Annotated in this window: 16 protein-coding genes; 6 read left to right on the top strand and 10 right to left on the bottom strand. The window is 43.5% G+C overall.

Annotated features, from left to right (window positions below; translation table 11 throughout):
• Nucleotides 1-128 precede the first annotated feature (128 nt).
• Nucleotides 129-1,349, top strand: coding sequence for an A/G-specific adenine glycosylase (gene mutY / locus JMY01_RS00365; protein WP_201573311.1), 1,221 nt, complete (start codon nt 129-131; stop codon nt 1,347-1,349).
• 19 nt (nt 1,350-1,368) lie between these two features.
• On the opposite strand, the gene JMY01_RS00360 is transcribed toward mutY, so the two are convergent.
• Both JMY01_RS00360 and rapA read right to left on the bottom strand, forming a co-directional pair.
• Nucleotides 1,369-2,271: an acyl-CoA thioesterase II gene (locus JMY01_RS00360; RefSeq protein ID WP_201573302.1), complete on the bottom strand. Its 903-nt coding sequence runs from the start codon at nt 2,269-2,271 to the stop codon at nt 1,369-1,371.
• A 515-nt stretch (nt 2,272-2,786) separates the two neighbouring features.
• Entirely contained in the window at nt 2,787-5,675 is a 2,889-nt protein-coding gene (gene rapA / locus JMY01_RS00355) for an RNA polymerase-associated protein RapA (protein ID WP_201573300.1), read from the bottom strand.
• A gap of 428 nt (nt 5,676-6,103) precedes the next feature.
• Here rapA and JMY01_RS00350 point away from each other — a divergent pair, with 428 nt between their 5' ends.
• Nucleotides 6,104-7,045 carry a D-2-hydroxyacid dehydrogenase gene (locus JMY01_RS00350; RefSeq protein WP_201573298.1) on the top strand — a complete coding sequence of 314 codons (942 nt, stop codon included), beginning with the start codon at nt 6,104-6,106 and terminating at the stop codon, nt 7,043-7,045.
• 26 nt (nt 7,046-7,071) lie between these two features.
• On the opposite strand, the gene JMY01_RS00345 is transcribed toward JMY01_RS00350, so the two are convergent.
• Nucleotides 7,072-7,785 carry an RluA family pseudouridine synthase gene (locus JMY01_RS00345; RefSeq protein WP_201573296.1) on the bottom strand — a complete coding sequence of 238 codons (714 nt, stop codon included), beginning with the start codon at nt 7,783-7,785 and terminating at the stop codon, nt 7,072-7,074.
• A gap of 423 nt (nt 7,786-8,208) precedes the next feature.
• On the opposite strand from JMY01_RS00345, the gene trxA reads away from it, so the two are divergent.
• The 3 genes from trxA (at nt 8,209) to JMY01_RS00330 (ending at nt 11,138) form a co-directional block, all read left to right on the top strand.
• The gene (gene trxA / locus JMY01_RS00340; protein WP_201573294.1) at nt 8,209-8,535 is read left to right on the top strand and encodes a thioredoxin; all 327 of its coding nucleotides are present in this window, start codon (nt 8,209-8,211) and stop codon (nt 8,533-8,535) included.
• 516 nt (nt 8,536-9,051) lie between these two features.
• Nucleotides 9,052-10,320 (top strand): transcription termination factor Rho, encoded by a 1,269-nt coding sequence (gene rho, locus JMY01_RS00335; RefSeq protein WP_201573292.1) that lies wholly within the window; start codon nt 9,052-9,054, stop codon nt 10,318-10,320.
• Nucleotides 10,321-10,886: 566 nt separating this feature from the next.
• A complete protein-coding gene (locus JMY01_RS00330; protein ID WP_201573290.1) occupies nt 10,887-11,138 on the top strand; it encodes a hypothetical protein in 252 nt (83 codons plus the stop codon).
• 131 nt (nt 11,139-11,269) lie between these two features.
• Here the strand turns inward: JMY01_RS00330 and JMY01_RS00325 are convergent, their stop codons facing one another.
• Nucleotides 11,270-12,157 (bottom strand): neutral zinc metallopeptidase, encoded by an 888-nt coding sequence (locus JMY01_RS00325; protein ID WP_201573288.1) that lies wholly within the window; start codon nt 12,155-12,157, stop codon nt 11,270-11,272.
• A 605-nt stretch (nt 12,158-12,762) separates the two neighbouring features.
• On the opposite strand from JMY01_RS00325, the gene JMY01_RS00320 reads away from it, so the two are divergent.
• On the top strand, nt 12,763-13,122 hold the full coding sequence (locus JMY01_RS00320; protein WP_201573286.1) for a hypothetical protein: 360 nt from the start codon (nt 12,763-12,765) through the stop codon (nt 13,120-13,122).
• A gap of 172 nt (nt 13,123-13,294) precedes the next feature.
• On the opposite strand, the gene JMY01_RS00315 is transcribed toward JMY01_RS00320, so the two are convergent.
• From JMY01_RS00315 to pheT, 6 genes are all read right to left on the bottom strand, one after another.
• A complete protein-coding gene (locus tag JMY01_RS00315; protein WP_201573284.1) occupies nt 13,295-13,732 on the bottom strand; it encodes a BLUF domain-containing protein in 438 nt (145 codons plus the stop codon).
• A gap of 34 nt (nt 13,733-13,766) precedes the next feature.
• Complete coding sequence (locus JMY01_RS00310) at nt 13,767-14,294, bottom strand: BLUF domain-containing protein (RefSeq protein WP_201573282.1); 528 nt, start codon at nt 14,292-14,294, stop codon at nt 13,767-13,769.
• A 71-nt stretch (nt 14,295-14,365) separates the two neighbouring features.
• Nucleotides 14,366-14,980, bottom strand: a complete 615-nt coding sequence (locus tag JMY01_RS00305) for a hypothetical protein (protein WP_201573280.1) — start codon at nt 14,978-14,980, stop codon at nt 14,366-14,368.
• 386 nt (nt 14,981-15,366) lie between these two features.
• Complete coding sequence (locus JMY01_RS00300) at nt 15,367-15,675, bottom strand: hypothetical protein (protein WP_201573278.1); 309 nt, start codon at nt 15,673-15,675, stop codon at nt 15,367-15,369.
• 511 nt (nt 15,676-16,186) lie between these two features.
• Nucleotides 16,187-16,486, bottom strand: a complete 300-nt coding sequence (locus JMY01_RS00295) for an integration host factor subunit alpha (RefSeq protein ID WP_201573275.1) — start codon at nt 16,484-16,486, stop codon at nt 16,187-16,189.
• A gap of 299 nt (nt 16,487-16,785) precedes the next feature.
• A complete protein-coding gene (gene pheT, locus JMY01_RS00290) occupies nt 16,786-19,191 on the bottom strand; it encodes a phenylalanine--tRNA ligase subunit beta (RefSeq protein ID WP_201573273.1) in 2,406 nt (801 codons plus the stop codon).
• Nucleotides 19,192-19,205: the final 14 nt, after the last annotated feature.

The raw sequence follows: 19,205 nt of genomic DNA, 5'->3' as shown, positions 1-19,205 counted from the left end.
CTTATGTAGGGTGCGCCCAGCGCACCGATAAGGACTCATTACATCCTTGCATCAACTCTCATTACACCCCATAAACCACCTTAATCATATATTTTTAAAAATGCTATTTTGATTTACAAGGAATACGCTTGTCTACTTTATTCTCTCAACCTGAATCATCTTTAAACACCTTCGCCCCCCGCCTACTCGACTGGTTCGAAATTAACGGTCGCCATGACTTACCTTGGCAACAGCATCAGACCGACACACCCAATCCTTATGTCGTTTGGTTATCAGAAGTCATGCTCCAGCAAACGCAAGTAACGACTGTACTGCCCTACTTTGCGCGTTTTATGGACACCTTTCCAACGGTGCAAGATTTAGCCGCAGCAGAGTGGGATACAGTGGCGGAGCATTGGGCGGGTTTGGGCTATTATGCGCGCGCGCGGAATTTGCATAAAGGCGCGAAGCAATTGGTCGAGATAATTGATAAGACTGGCGACTTTCCGCAAACCCTAGCAGGTTGGGAGTCGATATCTGGCGTTGGCCCGTCTACCGCTGGCGCAATTATGGCGATGGGGCTGCATCGTTATGGCGTCATCTGTGATGGTAATGTCAAAAGGGTGCTGACGCGTTGGGCGGCGATTGACGGTGATATTACCAAATCTGCCACGACTAAAGAGCTGTGGGCATTAGCGAAGCGTCTGACCCCTAGAGAGAGTTCAGGATTATTTGCGCAAGCCATGATGGATATGGGCGCAACTTTATGCACACGTAGCAAGCCTGCCTGCCTGTTATGCCCGCTACAAGACGACTGCTTGGCACATGCTGAGGGGCGCGAAACTGAGTATCCAGTCAAAGCAAAAAAGCCGCCCAAACCCAGTAAGTTTAGCCATGCATTATTGATTCAAAATACTGAGGATGAACTTCTATGGCTTCAACGCCCTGATAACGGTATTTGGGGTGGGCTATGGAGTCTGCCATTGCAGTTTGTAGAGAGAGTTGATGGCAAAACGGGTAAGGGACAAAACAGCACAAAAGATAAGTCGTTAAATGTGCGCAGCAACGAAAAAGTATATGAGACAGAATTTACCACCGCTGAGCAGATTATCAATGAATGGCTAGAAGAAAATAAGATAATCGCAGAATCAATGAACAATACTTTGCTTGACGATGCACCAATTAAGCATACGTTGACGCATTTTCATTGGTATTTGACGCCATACAAGCTATCTATTAGTACGACACAGATAACTGAATTAAACGATAAGCTAGGTGCTGCTGAAATAGAGTTTAGATGGCTCACCACGCAGCAAGCTGAGGACAGTTTAGGCTTACCACGCGCGATGGGCAAAATTATAGAGGGTTAAAGGCTAATTAATAATAGGGTTAAGACTTAGGCACCCGCAAACGCATCAAACCTTCTTGCTGTACAGTTGCCACTAGCTTGCCATCCTGCCAAAACTGACCATGATTAAGTCCCATCGCATTGGAGGTCGTATCGCTCCACATGTCATACAATAGCCAATCATTTAGATCAAACGGGCGATGAAAATGCATCGAATGATCAATACTTGCCGCTTGTAGACCCTTAGTCATAAAGCTAACTCCGTGTGACATCAGCCCTGTACCGACCAAATAAAAATCAGATGAGAATGCCAATAGTGCTTGCTGAATAGCGACAGGCTGTGCGCCAAGCTCGCGAATACGCAGCCAGTTGGCTTGCTTGGGTTTCATCGGCTCTGGATTGATGGGGTCGCGCGGCTTAACAGGCTTAATCTCTACGTGACGACGACGCATAAAACGTGCCTTAAGCGCATCAGGTATCTTGCCTACGTATTCTTCTTTTAAGTCTTGCTCGGTCGGCAGATCTTCTGGCGGTGGATACACAGGCATGTCTTCTTGATATTCCAAGCCCTCCTCCATCGCTGAAAATGAAGAGATCATTGAAAATATCACTTGCTCAACGGGCGGCTTACCTTTTACTTGCTTATATTGAATGGCCGTCACTTCACGCGCTGACAAGCTGCGACCATCCCGCAGGCGCCGCACTTGATAGATGACTGGCTGATCGATATCACCACCGCGCAAAAAATACCCGTGCAACGAATGGCAGGGCTTGTCTTCATCCAGTGTACGAGCAGCTGCCATGATTGCTTGCGCAAGCACTTGTCCACCAAAAATACGAGCACCGACATAGTCATGGCTTTTGCCTTCAAACACATCGGGACTTACTTCTATCAATGATACGGTAGCAAGGAGCTCATCAATAAGTTGTAAATAATTAGACATGACGGTAAGTCTCCTATTTTTTCAATGACTATGTTTTTTTATGGTTATAGATGAGCGTTATTTTGGTGATACGACATACTTATGAGCCAATATCTGGTGTTTATTATTAATATAATCGATACACTCTAAAAATGTCATAGCGCTACTGGGATGAATTTTGCGCAGCCTCTGGGTACGCAGCACGCAAGTAAAATTTATACCAGTAGCGCGTTTAAATCCATAACAGTCTTACATTCAGCTAAATATAAGGCGTATGCAGCACTCAACAAAGATGTATGACTCAGTACGCTCAGTAGCAGTCAGCTTTACTCAGATTCATAATCACATAAAACGGCAAACATCTTACCCAATATTTATGGCTTTGACCAGTTGCTGACAGCATACGCACACACTTTAGCCTGACCGCTTAGGCAGCACTTTTTTGAGCAATGACTTTACTTTTAAGTAATTCCAGCGCTGTCCATCAAAAAGAGAGGCGCTGTTTAGCACCTTTCCTTTACTCTCATTTATTACGGCTACGGTTTAACCGATACCAACACACGGATGGAGTCTGGTACTAATGATAAGTTGGCTAACGCCTGTTCACCTTGCTCTTGCAGCTGCTCTAAACGCTCAATTTCTGCAGGGCGTACATTAGGGTTAATGGTCTGCAGGTGTTTGAGACGCTTGATTTCACGAGACCACTGCTGACTGAAGCGCTCGTTTGCTTGCGCACCAATGTCAGCAAGCTGCGCGCGTGCAATCTCTTCGGCTTCATAGTAACGCTGCTCTATCACATCACCGCGCACTTTCACGACTTGCCGCGCACGGTTTTTATCTAAGCGCTCGATATGAGGCAGGATCATCTCACTGCTAATGCGTGCGGACAGATCGCTGCCTTGCTCACTAATAAAAACCCGAATCGTTTGGGCAGGTAAAGTCGCTGGCAAATTCAATACTTTCGGAGCAATGACTTCCACGCGGAAATTGACTTCTAGCATCACCATCCCTTGCGGCATAGCAGCACTCTTAAGCATCGCAACCGTGGTATTACCAAAGGTAGTATTGGTCGCCAGCTCATAAATCGCACGCATCAATGGGTGTTCATGAGTGATAAAATCAATGTCTTCACGCTGTAGCGCTTGTTCACGCTCAAACGTCAGTGTCATGCCGTCTTCTTCACCAAGTGGCAACCCTTCGATATACTCACTAATCTCTGTGCTATCGACTGGGGCAATCACCCATGAGCCATCACGTTGGATACTGTGATCTATATTGGCCGAGGCAAAGAAACGCTCAATGAACTGCGGCAGTAGATTATGACTGTCAAACTCGTGCATCGCGTTGGCAATACGACCAGCGACACGAGGACGACAAGAGTTATATTCTAGCAGGCGATCTCGTCCCGCTTGTAGCTGTGCTTCCAATGCCAGTCTTAATTGCTTGGCTTCTACGATTAAATCTTGTAAAAGCACATGATTGTCAGCGGTATCTGCGCCTTCAAGTAAGGGTTTGAGCGTTTGGATATATTGCTCTTGCACACTTTGAGCGGTTGGCGATATTTGGTTAAACATATTGAGTGCGCTGTCATACCAATGATACATGCGCTCTTGCGCCGTGCCTTGAACATAAGGCACATGCAAGGTGATTTGCTTGGTCTGCCCGATACGATCAAGGCGACCAATGCGCTGCTCTAAGATATCTGGATTGGCAGGTAAATCCCATAAGATAAGCTGGTTTGCAAACTGGAAGTTGCGCCCTTCAGAGCCAATCTCAGAGCACAGTAGTATCTGCGCTCCTTCGCTATCGGCAAAGAATGCCGCCGCTTGGTCACGTTCCAGTAACGCCATTTGCTCAGTAAAGATAGCGGTTTTGATACCAGCATGTAAGCGCAATACTGCTTCCAAACTTTCTACGGTCGCGCCACTACGGGCAATGAGCAGTACTTTTTCGTGTTTTAGCTCACCTTTTAAGATATCAATCAACCATGGCACACGTGGGTCATCTTCTAGCCAGCCACCGTCGGGCTGATTTTCTTCACCCCACAGCTGCTCACGCAGTTTGCCGTTGGTTTGATAGCTGTCTTGCCACGCCTCAGGTAGCGGCAAAGGATGTGGCCTACTGCTACGGCCATAAAACCCTTTGACACTCTCGCGGGTATTACGAAACAGTATCCGTCCAGTACCATGACGATCTAGTAGCTCATTGAGCGCATAAGTACGCAGCTTGTCATCTTCATTAATGGTAGCCAGCTCATCAGCATCTACGTCCAACAGATGAGTCAAAGCCGTAATCTGGCCAGCACTTAAGGGCTTGTCTTCTATCAATACCCCTGCCACGGCGGCGGTTTTAGCGAACGCATCTTGACCTACGATAAACTCATCTAAGTCATCAAAACGATCGGCATCAAGCAGGCGCAGACGAGCAAAGTGGCTTTGCGCACCCAACTGCTCTGGAGTTGCCGTCAGTAGCATAACGCCAGGCGTCTCTTCTGCAAAATCGGCGACCAAATCATATTTCTCATTGCCGCCCATCTCTTGATCCCAGTGCAAGTGATGCGCTTCATCGACGACGAGCAAATCAAAGCCAGCATCTATTGCCTGCTCATAAAGGTCATGGTGATCAAGCAGCAAGTCCATTCCCGCAATGATGCACTGCTCAGTCAAAAACACATTTTGCTCAGGATCATGTTCTTTAATAGCAGCGGTACGTACCAAATCAAATAACGCAAAGTTAAGATTAAAACGGCGACGCAGCTCAATCATCCACTGATATTGCAAGCTGTCAGGCACCAATATGAGGACACGCTCAGCCTTACCAGTGAGTAGCTGCTGGTGGATAATCAGGCCAGCTTCAATGGTCTTACCCAGACCCACCTCATCGGCGAGCAACACACGCGGTGCAATACGCTTGCCGACTTCGTGCGCAATATAAAGCTGATGCTCAATGATATCAACGCGCGCGCCCATCAAGCCTTTGAGTGGGTGACCCGCCAGCGCTGATTGCATACGCAAAATATCTTGACGCAGCTCATACCAATCGCCGCGCTCTATACGTCCTGCTAATAGACGCTCAAGCGGTTTTGCCAAGGTGATATTTGCTGCAAGCCGGGTTTCCATGATGCCTTTTTCGTGCTCATCGACACTGTATTTGAGTACGCCCATCACCTCATCGACAGCAGTGACAATATAATCATTGCCTTGTTGGTCACTGATACTATCGCCAACCTTAAATACTACCCGTGATAGCGGTGCAGAGTTTTTTGCATATACGCGTGTCTCTTCGCTTTGCGGGAACAAGATGTGCACACAGCGGTCATCGACATCGATGACCACACCCAATCCAAGCTCGGATTCAGTATCAGATAAATAACGTTGGCCAACGGCGAATTCGGTACTGTGCAATGAAGCGGCAGAGATAGTCATAGGGCGATGTCTTTTGTACTCAGATGATAAGAAAATAGTTGGTAACAGCGACTGCATTGATCCAAAAAGATCAGCATCAACCATTACCATATAAAGCGGGCACCATGTTTTAGCAGATGCTTATTTAATAGGTACTTATAAGTAGTTCTGGCTAAGCTTTTATCTGACTCAGCCAGTCAGGTGCAGCATTATATAACGTAACCTGCTAGATGCGTGCAGTAAGTTGCATTTTCAAGAGCATATCCCAATGCTCAGCCTGCTTTTTTGTTTTTGAGCAAAGCATGCTACATTGAATGCTTGTACAGACCATACAAAAAACAAGCCACATAAACAGCCATACAACCAGTATTAAAAACATCAGTATAAGAAACACTTTGTATAAATGATGAAATATCTGGCCAATAGTGATGTATAAACAAGGAGCGGACATGCAAGCAGTTTTTTTAGATAAAGGGACGTTTTCTGATGGCATAGATTTGCCAGCACCAACAGGAATAAGTGATTACATTACCTATGATGACACCGCCTCAGATCCAGAACTCATTATAGAGCGTAGTAAAGATGCTGAGATCATCATTGCCAATAAGGTGAAGATCTCTGCTGATGTCATCAGTCGCCTGCCTAACCTCAAGTTGATTCAATTAACAGCGACTGGTATGGATAACGTCGATCAAGACGCTTGTGATAAGCATGGCGTTACTCTCTATAATGTCGCCGGCTATGCGGTGAAAAGCGTGCCCGAACATACCTTTATGCTTATGCTCAGCGCCATGCGTGCAGGACTGCACTATCATAATAAAGCCATCGACGGCACCTGGCAGGATGATGGCAACTTCTGTCTACTTGATATCCCGTTGATAGATTTGGAAGATAAAACCCTAGGCATCATTGGTGTCGGTACCATTGGCAAACGCGTCACTGAAATTGCCCGTGCCTTTGGCATGACCGTCCTCTGGGCAGAGCATCAAGGGCGCACGCCGCGTAGCGATGACTATACGGCATTTGATGACGTACTCGCCCGCTCAGATGTGCTCAGCTTACATTGCCCGTTAAATGAACATACCAAGCATCTAATAAACAAAGACACCTTGGCAAAAATGGCTAAAAAACCGCTGATTGTCAACGTTGCCCGTGGCGGTGTCGTCGACAGTCAGGCGCTCACTGATGCTGTGAAAAACGAACAGATTATTGGCTATGCCAGTGACGTATTCGAACAAGAACCCATCGTTGATAATGACCCTTTACTAAGTATTGCTCACCATCCTCGCGTGATATTTAGCCCGCACAACGCTTGGGGCAGCAAAAGCGCACAGGAAACTTTATGGCAAATCTTAAGCAAACAAGTAGCTGAGTTCATTAGTCAGCACTAGAGGCCAAACTCAATTAATAGGATCTATTAAAAAGGTACTGGGCTTTCCCAATCCATCCAAGCACCTAATACTGGGTGCTTGAGTCGCAGTTGCTGCGCATGCAAATTCAGTCGCGGCGCAATTTCTAATGCAGCGCCCTCAGCATAGATAGGGTCTCCAATGATGACGTGCTCGCAATGCACCATATGTACCCGCAGCTGATGGCTGCGCCCTGTGACCGGCTTGAGTGCGATGCGTGTCACCGCTTGCCCGTTGCACTCCTCATAGCCAAGCACCTCATATAGCGTGAGGGCGTTTTTTTTCCAGTCATGGTCGACGATGTGGCGCGGCTTGGTTGTTGGCTCGTAACGCACTGGTACTGATATCCTGCCCGTTGCACCTATGGTTTCCCATTTACCAAAAACCCGCGCTTGATAGGTCTTTTGTGGTAAGCGATCAATGAACTGCTTACTGATATTGCTTTGCGCGGCAGCGTTTTTTGCAAATATCAGCAGCCCAGAGGTATCCATATCCAACCGATGAATCAATTTTACACTTGGATTGGCGCGCTCAAGTCGTGATAGCAGACTCACCTTCAGCGTTTTGCCATCGACGCTCAATAGTCCTGCAGGCTTATCGACCACCCAAATATCATCATCCTCATATACCGTAATCTCTCGTGCAAACGCTTGAAAAAACTCTATCGGATACTGGGTTTCTTGTTGGTTTAGTTCAATTACGACATCATCGGTAATAGGCATAAAAATTGGCTACTTATAGTAATGGATTAAATGTTGATTTATATATGATGAATAAACAATAGGTTCTATCCAAAAACCTACACAGTCGCTTCACTATAAAAACAGTTAAGCGCTACGGGTCTAATTCTAATATTGGTACTTATTTTCGTTAGGCGTGAATATAGACCATGCAACGCTTATTGACTGATATTGTCACTGAGTGTTGTGATTTATTGTACTTATATCAATTGTTGAGCAATTTAACCTGCTAGCAGCTACCAACGTCTGGCAAACATGTTAATATAATGGCATATTTTCATTCATACTTAACCTTTCTTTAGCTGCCAATGTGTACGCAATTAGCAGAATAAGTGTTTGAACTTATTCCATTAATGCGTTTATCATCGACTGGTAGCTGAGATAATACAACAAGAGAGAAAAACTATGTCAGACCTTATTGTTAATACTACCGATGCCAATTTTGACCAAGACGTGTTGCAGTCAGACGTACCTGTCTTGGTAGACTTTTGGGCTGCTTGGTGTGGTCCTTGTAAAGCCATTGCGCCTATTTTAGAAGATTTGGCCACCGACTACCAAGGCAAAGTTAAAATTGTCAAAGTGGACGTAGATAATAACCCACAAGCTGCTAGCCGTTTTGGCATTCGCAACATTCCAACCCTGTTTGTTTTCAAAGGCGGTGAAAAAGTGGATTCAGTCATGGGCTTACAGCCAAAAGCTGAGCTGGCTAAAGTGCTTGATAAGCACCTATAAGTCATTGGCTATGAGTGCTAAATAAAAAGTACTCAAAAACGCTTATGAAAACCAAATTGGCCATTATCTGTACAAGATGATGGCTTTTTTGTGGTTATATCAATAAAAAAATGAATAATACCACTTTTTTCGTAATAATTATTGACAAGTCTGGCGTGAAAACCGTATAGTCTGCTGACAAGAGAAACATAACAGTTTTCCTGAGCGTCTTGTCGCTATTCTCCTAGTGTTTATCAACACAAAACACAATTGTTATTTTTGAAAAAACTACTAAACACTATTACTGATACTGAGTTCTTATCGTAGACTCTTATGTAGCCTTCTTTATCATCTTCACTTTTTGTCATCCTGCCAACATATTGGGCAGCCAATGATAACCTGATGCATAAAAATCTATGCTAGATATAACTCAATTCTGTGCACACATCCTATCGATATACTATCGTTGTTTCATCCATGTCGTGGGTTGTGCTGCTAACGGCATCTCTCGCCTGATAAATTGCTAATGACCTATCTATGAATTTAACTGAATTAAAGAAAAAATCCATCGCCGAGCTATTGGCTATCGCCAAAGAAATGGGTCTTGATAATATGGCGCGTAGCCGTAAACAAGACATCATCTTTGCTATCCTAAAAACCCATGCCCGTAACGGCGAAGCCATCTATGGCGACGGTGTCCTTGAAGTGCTACCGGACGGTTTTGGTTTTTTACGCTCATCTGAAGGCTCATATTTGGCAGGTCCTGACGATATCTACGTCAGTCCCAGTCAGATTCGACGCTTTAGTCTCAAAACAGGCGACAGTATCGCTGGTACCATTCGGCCACCAAAAGATTCCGAGCGTTATTTTGCGCTACTAAAAGTAGGCGAAATCAACTTTGATACTCCAGATCGTTCGCGTCACAAGCTTATTTTTGAGAACTTAACGCCACTCTTCCCAACTGAGCAGCTTAAGCTTGAGATAGGTAACGGTACCACTGAGGATTTGACAGGTCGTATTATCGATCTGATCGCCCCTATTGGTAAAGGCCAGCGTTCTATTATTGTTGCACCGCCAAAAGCTGGTAAAACCGTCCTGTTGCAAAGTATCGCGCAGTCGATTACTCGTAACAATCCTGAATGCTACCTAATCGTGTTACTCATTGACGAGCGTCCAGAAGAAGTCACCGAGATGGTGCGTACCGTACGCGGTGAAGTGGTCGCCTCTACCTTTGATGAGCCACCACAGCGCCATGTACAAGTCGCTGAAATGGTCATTGAAAAAGCCAAACGTTTGGTCGAGCACAAGCAAGATGTGGTTATCTTACTTGACTCTATCACTCGTCTAGCTCGCGCTTACAACACTGTTATCCCATCATCGGGTAAAGTGCTGACGGGTGGTCTCGATGCCAACGCCCTTGAGCGCCCAAAACGTTTCTTCGGTGCTGCACGTAACGTTGAAGAAGGCGGTAGCTTGACCATTATTGCCAGTGCTCTGATTGATACTGGTAGTAAAATGGACAGCGTTATCTTTGAAGAGTTCAAAGGTACGGGTAACCAAGAGATTACCCTTGAGCGTGATTTGGCTGAAAAACGTGTTTTCCCTGCGATTAACATCAAAAAATCTGGCACACGCCGTGAAGAACGCCTGCTAGATGAAGATAAGCTACGCAAGGTCTGGATTCTGCGCAAGCTACTTCAGCCTATGGACGGCTCGCAAGCCACTGAATTCTTACTCGATCGTCTCAAAGAAGCAAAGACCAATGATGAGTTCTTTGAGCAAATGAAACGTAAGTCACAGAATTAATAAGCCTGAAGTAGCAGAACTCTTTCTTAGACTGTCAGCTGCTTTTTGAATAAACGTGTAACTTTATCTGAGTATGAAGACTGTGCTATTTAAACGTTTATGAAGGTTCTATTAAATTTTAAAAAGACTGCATGATTGCGGTCTTTTTTATTGCTTAAATAAATCCTCAATAGTGTTAGCTTACTATTGATAGAAATACAAGAATACTAATGATTAATAAACGAATTGATTGGTAATGATATAGTAGAGAAACATCGATTACACGGTATTGCAAAGATTAGCGTTTTTACTACGACTTGCAAGGTTTAATAGGTTATTCTTGAGCTTAGTAACTTGAGCTTAGTAACTTGAGCTTAGTACAAACATACTTTAGTAACTAACATCATTTATAGGATATCAGCATTGTGGCTTGGCTTAATTTACTTACTCATAATTGAATGAGAGAGTCTATCTATGCTATGTTGAACTCATGGCCAATGCCTTTAGTTTAGCATTTAATGCTTTTCTTAAAATCAGTGGCAATGAAATATCTTATTATAAAATTTTATGACTTAATAGGTGATAATATGAAATTCGCTAAAACTATCGCAATGACTGCTATTGCAAGCTCGGCTCTAATCATGACTGGTTGTAACTCAACTGGTGGATACGGGTATAATACTGGCTTGAGCAATACGGCTAAAGGTACTGCTGCAGGCGCTGCTGCTGGTGCACTTATCAGAAGTGGTGGCGACAGTAAAGACATCGCACGTGGCGCGCTCGCTGGTGCTGCTGTTGGTGGTGCAGGTGCTTATATTCTTGACAACAGCAACAAATAATTAAGCGGCTGTTATCGAACGTGCTCAAATTTAGGAACTTATAATGCTTAAATTCGAGCACAAAAAAGGCCTACAATTCAATTGTAGGCTTTTTTTATGATTAGCGTTTATTATAAGACCAAAAGACTTCTTTATAGTGCTCCACTAAAGGTATCACAAGATTGAACACTGCCACTCTCAAGGCCTCTAGTGAACCAGCTGACACGCTGCTGACTGCTACCATGAGTAAAACTATCTGGTGTCACCATCCGACCACTGGCCTGAGCAAGACGATCATCACCGATTTGACTGGCAGCATTTATTGCTTCATCGATATCACCAGGCTCCAAAAACTGTACACGTTGCTGATTACGATTCGCCCAAACGCCTGCAAAGCAATCTGCTTGTAGCTCCTGAAGTACTGACAGCTTATTTGCCTGTACTTTAGTGACTTGACGACTGGCCTGATTGACTTGCTGAGTAATTCCTAGCAACGTCTGCACATGATGACCAACCTCATGAGAGATGACATATGCTTGAGCGAAGTCTCCAGCTCTGCCTTGGTTCTCTTGATCGCCTGATCCTTGTTGATCACCTGCGATACCAAGATTTTGACGCATCTCTGCAAAAAAAGAAGTATCAAGATAAACGGTCTGGTCACCTGGGCAATAAAAAGGACCGGTTGCAGACGTCGCGCTGCCACAAGCTGAAGTCACTTGACCATTAAAGAGGATTAATGATGGCTCTTGATAAGTTTGTCCACCCTCATTAAATATTTGATGCCACACTTCTTCAGTATCAGCGAGTACAACCTTCACAAACTGAGTATCACGGTCATCGCCTGTCGCAGGCTCAGTTGAAGTACTACTACCCCCACCGGCCACTACTTGACCCGTTTGTAAGGCGGTCATTGGGTTCACGCCAAATACCAACCATAAAATACCAGCAATGATAATACCGCCAATACCGCCGCCGATCATTTTGCCACCGCCGCTACTGGTACGTACGTTGGAACTCCCTCTTCTACCGCGCCATTTCATAATGTATTCCTTAAATATATGGTTTGTATTTTTAATTATCGTTGTTGGTTTAACAGCTCATCATAGTCACAATATATCAGGCTCAATCTTCAAAAATACTAAAATGATATTAATTCTCATTAATTTTTAACATTCTAGATAAAGCTTTGTACTTTAATCGTTCATGTATGTCTTTTGTCAGTGGTTGTTAGACTTTCTTCATTTATTGACTACCTATATAGCTAAGCAGCCTTTTATATTTGCCTTTATTATCATGATGATATAAAGTCTCACAAATGACAGCGACAATAGAGATTATATCTCTAACTTTTATTGGCTGACGAATAAAGAGTTACTTGATACGATACTACTTCTCAGCGTTTTAGTTGATTATACGCAAAACATCTTCATAAGATGTATAAAATCCTATACCAAAGTAGTATTAGTAAAGTTTATTTACTATTTTATTGTTACTTAATTGTACAACCCCTTTTCTTTTGAAAAGAAAACGTATAGAATGCCTGCAAGCTGAGTAGCTGTAACTGAGACCAGTTGATTTTCGAAATATCTCGAATACTCAACCCTCAGGAGCTGCTACTGCTCATTTCATTTCCTGGAGAATATATATGAAACTTAAATTACTTGCTCTTGCTGGTATCATGACTGCTTCTATGGGCTTAGTTGCTTGTGACAGCAGCACCGAAAACGCTGCTGAAGACTTATCTGACGCACAAGAAGAAGTGCAAGACGCACAAGAAGAGCTAAACGAAGCTGCTGCTGACGGCGAAGTTGTTACTGCTGACGCTGTAGAAGCCGTAGAAGCTGCTGAAGCTGATATTGCTGATGCACAAGCTGCTACTGCTACTGACGAAATGGATGCTGAAGTTCCTGTCGACGGCGAAGCTACTACTAGCATGGACGTAGCTAGCGAAACTGACGTAGCTGTAGCTGAAGCTGATACAGTTGTTGAAGAGCCAGCACAGTAATTTTTGTTGCTTATGCAATAAAGACATACTGAGTCAAAAAAAGAGAGCCTAACGGCTCTCTTTTTTATTGTTGTTTTATTCTCTTAAAACGATGTCACTTTACTCAAGTACCTAGTTTTTTGACTGCATCAAAAGTAGTGTTATCTTGGATATATAATCACTCATTTTTTAGCTATGCTTTTTGAGCACTAAGCTCGCGCATCAGGTTACTTGCCGCTTCGGCACTCAATAAGTACGGATTGAAATCAATAGTCGTAGAGTACTTAAGATAGATAGCTGCATTCGCTTCTGTGGGTGAGGCATAGTTCATCGACCACTTGGCCCACTCTCTGTGTTTTAACTCGTGAGTTTCAATAAGTTGTAAATCGTGATGTCGCTGATCTGCAATCAAACCGTATAATAGACGATTTATCTGCGCTCTAGGGCCTTCAATAGTTTGTAAAAAATAATTTTTATTAAAAACCAGCATACCAGTAATACCATTAGCAGCATTGTTCTTTTGTGCTTGCTGTAAGATTTCATTGAAATCTTTAGCAGATACATCTGGATTTGCGCGGCTTGCATATGTCATGCTTACTAGAATGTGTGCATCTGAGTTCGATTGGGCCATATCTTATCTCTTATATAAGTTCTATTGAGTATAACTAGCTGATTGAAAACCAGGACTTTTTCTTTTTAGAAGCGATATTTGCTTCTGTTTCTTCTTGCTCTTGAATGGTTGATAATGTGTCAATTAACATCATAATTTGCTTGGTACTCATCAGGTAAGGGTTGAATTGGGACCCCGTTGAGTACTTAAGCGCAAGCTCTTTATTATCCTCACTTGGAATCAAGTATTTCATTGACCATTTATTCCAACGTCGCTGCTCAACCTCACAGCATTCAATAACTTGCAACGAAAAATGCCTATCATCTTTGATCAGTTTTCGTAGCAGCTCATTAATCATCGGCCTAGCTCCTTCGATACTTTGAAGAAAATAATTATGATTGAATACCAGCGCTCCTGTAATACCTTTGCGGGCATTGTTCTGTTGTGCTTGAGTAAGAATGCGCGTAACCTCGCCATTCTCATTGTGGTTGTTATAACGGCTAATATAAGTCAACCGCAAAATAATATGCTCGCCATGCAACATGTTGGCATTATTTGCTTCTGAGAGCTCAGCTAGTCCCATTAAGGTACTCCGATTAGTTAGCTAGATTTTTATTGAATGCGACAGTCAAATAAATAACTGCCAAGAAAGCATCACAGTTGACGCTTAATAGTTTTTAAGAAGCCACTCATACCACGTGAGAGGCTGCCACTGTTAGCGCTTTGAATTTCTTCAGCCAGAGCCAATAACTGTGAGCTATCATCGCACTGCTCTAAGCTCAGCAAATAACTCCAAGCTTCTTGAGCTGCTGCATTTTTTTCGATATAAGTCGCTAATTCCGACTTTAGCACTTCGTAAGTGTTATCAGGCTTTCCAGAGGTGAAAGCGTTGTTCGGCGTAGAGTTTTTATCTGACTGCTGAACACTAAATGCCTTATCAAACTCAGCCTCAATATTTTTTGAAGAAAGCTGCGTCGCTTGAGACTGAGATACTGGCTTAGGTGTTGGTATAACTTGAGAAGAAGCGTTGTCCTGACCGACTAACTCAATACATTGAAACTCTACGAGCAACTCAAAAAGTGGTTCTACCCCACCAAATTCTATAAACATTTTGCTCTGATTCAGTGTCTCAAGATAGTGCTGGTAAGTCTTTTTTCCATCAATCATGATGAGTAAGGTTCTTGCCTCACGCGGTAACACGCCCAGAGTTTGATTTTTGATCTCTTCTCGGCCTAAATCACTTTTTCGAAATACATCATTGTTGTTCATTTTATACGCCCATCACCGATACCTAAGCAGTCACTACAATGCGTGCTGTCTAAGTAAGTTTTTATGCTATAAGCCGTCATACAGCCTCCTCCTAACGTTATAAGCGCTATTAAAAAATGCCTATGATAACGTCAGAAGTTCATAGCAACTTAATTGATATACAGTCAGTTAATTTTTAAAAGGATACTTTGATGCTCTGTAAGAGTTTTGCATCGAGTAGATTACACTTTCCTAAAAGTCAGGATAGTGAAAACAATAATTTGAACTCCACCTTTAGTAGGGAATACAGTTTTATGCTTAGTCAGTTTATATCTCCAAACTTGACATAGTTTGATATAAGATAAATATTGGTGTGCGTATGCGAATTTGACTGTACCGCACTGATTTTATATAGACTCTATCAAGGACAAACGCTTCACTGGCAAACAAGCACGTATCTTTTCAAAGGTGCTTGTTTCTTGCTCTACAAGCTCGATGTATCCAAGCTCTAAAAACATCTCGAACAACGGTTTTATACCACCAAAATCAGAAAATATATTGCACTTATCAAGTGAGTCGATATATTTTTGATAAGGAGTTTTACCATTGATCATGATAAGTAGCGTTCTCGCTTCTTGCGACAATACGCCCAAGCTTTTATTTTTGCTTTCGTGCCGACCCAGATCACTTTTTTGAAATATATCTGTACTATTCATAATATAGCCCCTAGTGGACAATTAGATAGACGCCACCTTCACTATGTATTGTCTTTTTAGGCATACCTTCTAAGAGCGTATCTTCATAGCTCTTGCAGTAGATAAAATGATAACTATAGGTTCGGTGTGCAATATAACCAATCATATTGATTCAATACGACTGGTTACTTATATATTGTTTGATGCAAGAGGCATGCCAGAACTAATATGCTGTCTGATAGTCACTTGATAAAATAATGACTTATGTGTACAAGTGAAAGTAATTTTGGTTCAGAAGAGACTAGAAGAATAAGCAGAATAGAGCTGAGATAGTAGGGACAATTAACACACCAATACTATCGATAGTATTAATACTAGGAAACCGAGTGCAAGTTATACTGGAGCATGCTAAGTGAAAGTGACGCCGTAGCTATACTAAAGTAAAAAGCCCGCATGACCAGTTTATGTTCAAATCTGGTCATGCGGGCTCAAAGAAATCAATGAATATCAGCTAATCTACAGGCTGACTGGATTAATCATTAAATAAGCGCTCATCAACTTTTTGACGAAACTTTTGGCCTGTTTTAAAGGTAACGACGCGACGGGCAGAAACAGCAACAGGCTCCCCTGTCTTAGGGTTACGGCCTGGACGGCTGTTTTTATCTTTAAGTTCAAAATTACCAAACCCTGAAAGCTTGACCTCTTTACCTTCAATTAAGCTCTCTGATAACTCATCAAAAAAATTCTCAACCAAACAGCGGCTATCTTGACGCGTTAAGTTAAGCCGACTCATCAAATGCTCAATCATGTCAGACTTGGTTAAGGTGCTCACAGTACGACTCCTATGCTATGTCGTGATGTTAGGTATGTATATAGCTTAGTGGTATAGCAACTAAACTGCTGTAATAACACCAGTGCCGCCCCACTCTGCAAGTATTAGCCTGTAGATAGTAGGATGGTATTACGTTGGTGCTAATATTAATGATGGCATTGCTGCCAAGTGAAATAAGCTTAGCTATTATAAAGGATTTTTATCCTACTTTTAAGAGAACTGAAGATAAAATCCTTTATTAATAAGTGCTTAGCTGTTTTTTACCTGATTTTTCTTTATATTGACTGGTATGTTACCAGCTAGCTGTCACGCAGCTGCGCTGAATGCTGATCTGCCAATGCCAATACAACTTTGTCCGTTGCAGCCTTCACCGCGTCGTCTGATAAGGTTTGCGTACTGTCTTGCCATATTAGCGCAAAGGCCAATGAACGCTGGCCGGTGGGCACCTTGTCGCCTTGATAAACATCAAATAACCATAGATCAGTCAGCATCTCACCTGCCGCAGCGCGTATCGTCGACTCTAATGTCTGTAAGCTTATTTCACTATCCACTAAGATGGCAATATCACGGCGTACTTGTGGGAATTTACTTGGTGTAATGATCTCGTGTTGTTCACGTACTAGAGTCAACAGTGGCGCAAGTGACAACTGAGCGACCCAAGTAGCTGGCAAATCTAACTGTTTGGCAGTATTAGGATGCAATTGACCCAACAAACCGACATACTCATCATCGATATATATTTTGGCACTCTGACCAGGATGCAAGAAATTAAGATCACTGCGCTCATAGCGAATACGGGCGCCATCTATTTGCGTAGGTAATAACTGCTCAATGTCATGCTTAAGATCATAAAAGTCTAAAGCACGGTTTTGATAGGCTTGCTCGTCCCAGACATCACCAACTGCCACCAAAGCAATACTTGGCGTTTGTACCAAATCACTAATGCTATGACCGACGAAGCTAAGACCCGTCTCAAAGAAGCGGACACGTGGCTGCTGACGGTTTAGGTTATATTGCACACAGGGTAATAAGCTTGACAGCAAAGTACGGCGCATTACGGCTAAGTCACTAGAGATAGGGTTGGCCAGTGCCAACACTTCTCCCAATGCTTCATCGTCGAGCAATGCTTCTAATTTTGCATCACTGAAGCTAAAGCTAATGGCTTCCATATAGCCATTGTTGACCAGTGCCAGCTTCATCTCGTGAGTCAAATCCGATGTATCGTCATAGTTCATGCTGACTTGCAAGTGCGGCAAGACGCTTGGAATATTGTCATAGCCATAAATACGGGCAATCTCTTCGATTAAGTCTTCCTTGATGCTCATATCAAAGCGATAAGATGGCGGCGTACAAATAAGGCTATCTGCCTGCTGCGCGACTGTAAACCCTAACTGCTCTAAAATACGTACCATCACTGCTGGTTCAATCTCAATGCCGATGACATCGCGAACCTTAGCGACTGGCAAAGTAATTGGTGCACGTGCTGGTAAGTGCTCAGTACTTTCCGCTTTGACTTTTTGACCTGCTTGACCGCCTGTAACGCTAGTTATCAAATCGCAAGCACGTGCCAGCGCAAGCTCTGGTAACTCAAAGTCTACCCCACGCTCAAAGCGTTGTGAGGCATCTGTATGTAGACCGAAACGGCGGGCACGCGCAGCGATAGCCATCGGACTAAAAAAGGCGCTCTCTAATACAATATTAGTCGTGCTATCGGTCACACTACTACGCTGACCACCCATGATACCGGCAAGTGCCAGTGCGCCTTTATCATCAGCAATCACTAACTCATCGCCAGTTAAAGTAATGGTTTGCTCATTGAGTAAAGTAATGGTCTCTTGCGGCTGCGCCAGACGCACAACGATATCACCCACAATGGTATCAGCATCAAACGCATGTAGCGGTTGACCTAGCTCCATCAATATATAGTTGGTCACATCAACCAAGAAATTATGCGAGCGTAGTCCTGACTGCACCAAGGCGTCTTGCATCCATTTTGGTGTCTCAATGCTACGATCTATATTGCTAATCGATTGTAATAAATAACGAGGGCAAGCGGTAATCGCGCTTACGGTAACCGCTGGTGTAGCATCATTTTCAGCAACTTCTAAGTTGGCAGGAATCTCAGGCATTTGCATCGGCAAATCGTTGATGACCGATATCTCACGCGCAATACCGCGGACACTAAAGCAGTCACCACGGTTTGGCGTGATAGAGATATCGAATATTTGATTGTCTAAGCCCAAATACTCACGGATATCTGTACCGACGGGTGCATCTTCTGGCAACTCAAGCAGACCGTCAATATCGTCAACCAAATCAATCTCTGAAGCACCGCAAAGCATTCCGTTTGAGGCCACACCGCGTAGCTTGCTTTTCTTAATCTTAAAGCCTGCATCATCATTGGAAGGCAACACTGCCCCAACAGTCGCAACGGGCGCTTTCATACCGACATAGACGTTAGGCGCACCGCAAACGATTTGTAGTGGCTCAGCGGCACCAATATTAACCTGCGTGACGCGCAATTTATCGGCATCTGGATGCTGCTCGACGCTGACCACTTCACCAACAACCACACCACTAAAGGCACGGGCAACCGCAAAGCGATCATCAATCTCAAGCCCTGCCATGGTTAATTGTTCGGCCAATTGCTCGCTGCTATTGTTGGGATTCACCCATTGACGTAGCCACTGTTCGCTAATTTTCATAAATATCTCGGGTC

Origin of the sequence: Psychrobacter sp. H8-1 (assembly GCF_904846575.1) — a bacterium.
Lineage (GTDB): Bacteria > Pseudomonadota > Gammaproteobacteria > Pseudomonadales > Moraxellaceae > Psychrobacter > Psychrobacter fulvigenes.
This window is presented reverse-complemented; position numbering and strand designations above follow the sequence as displayed.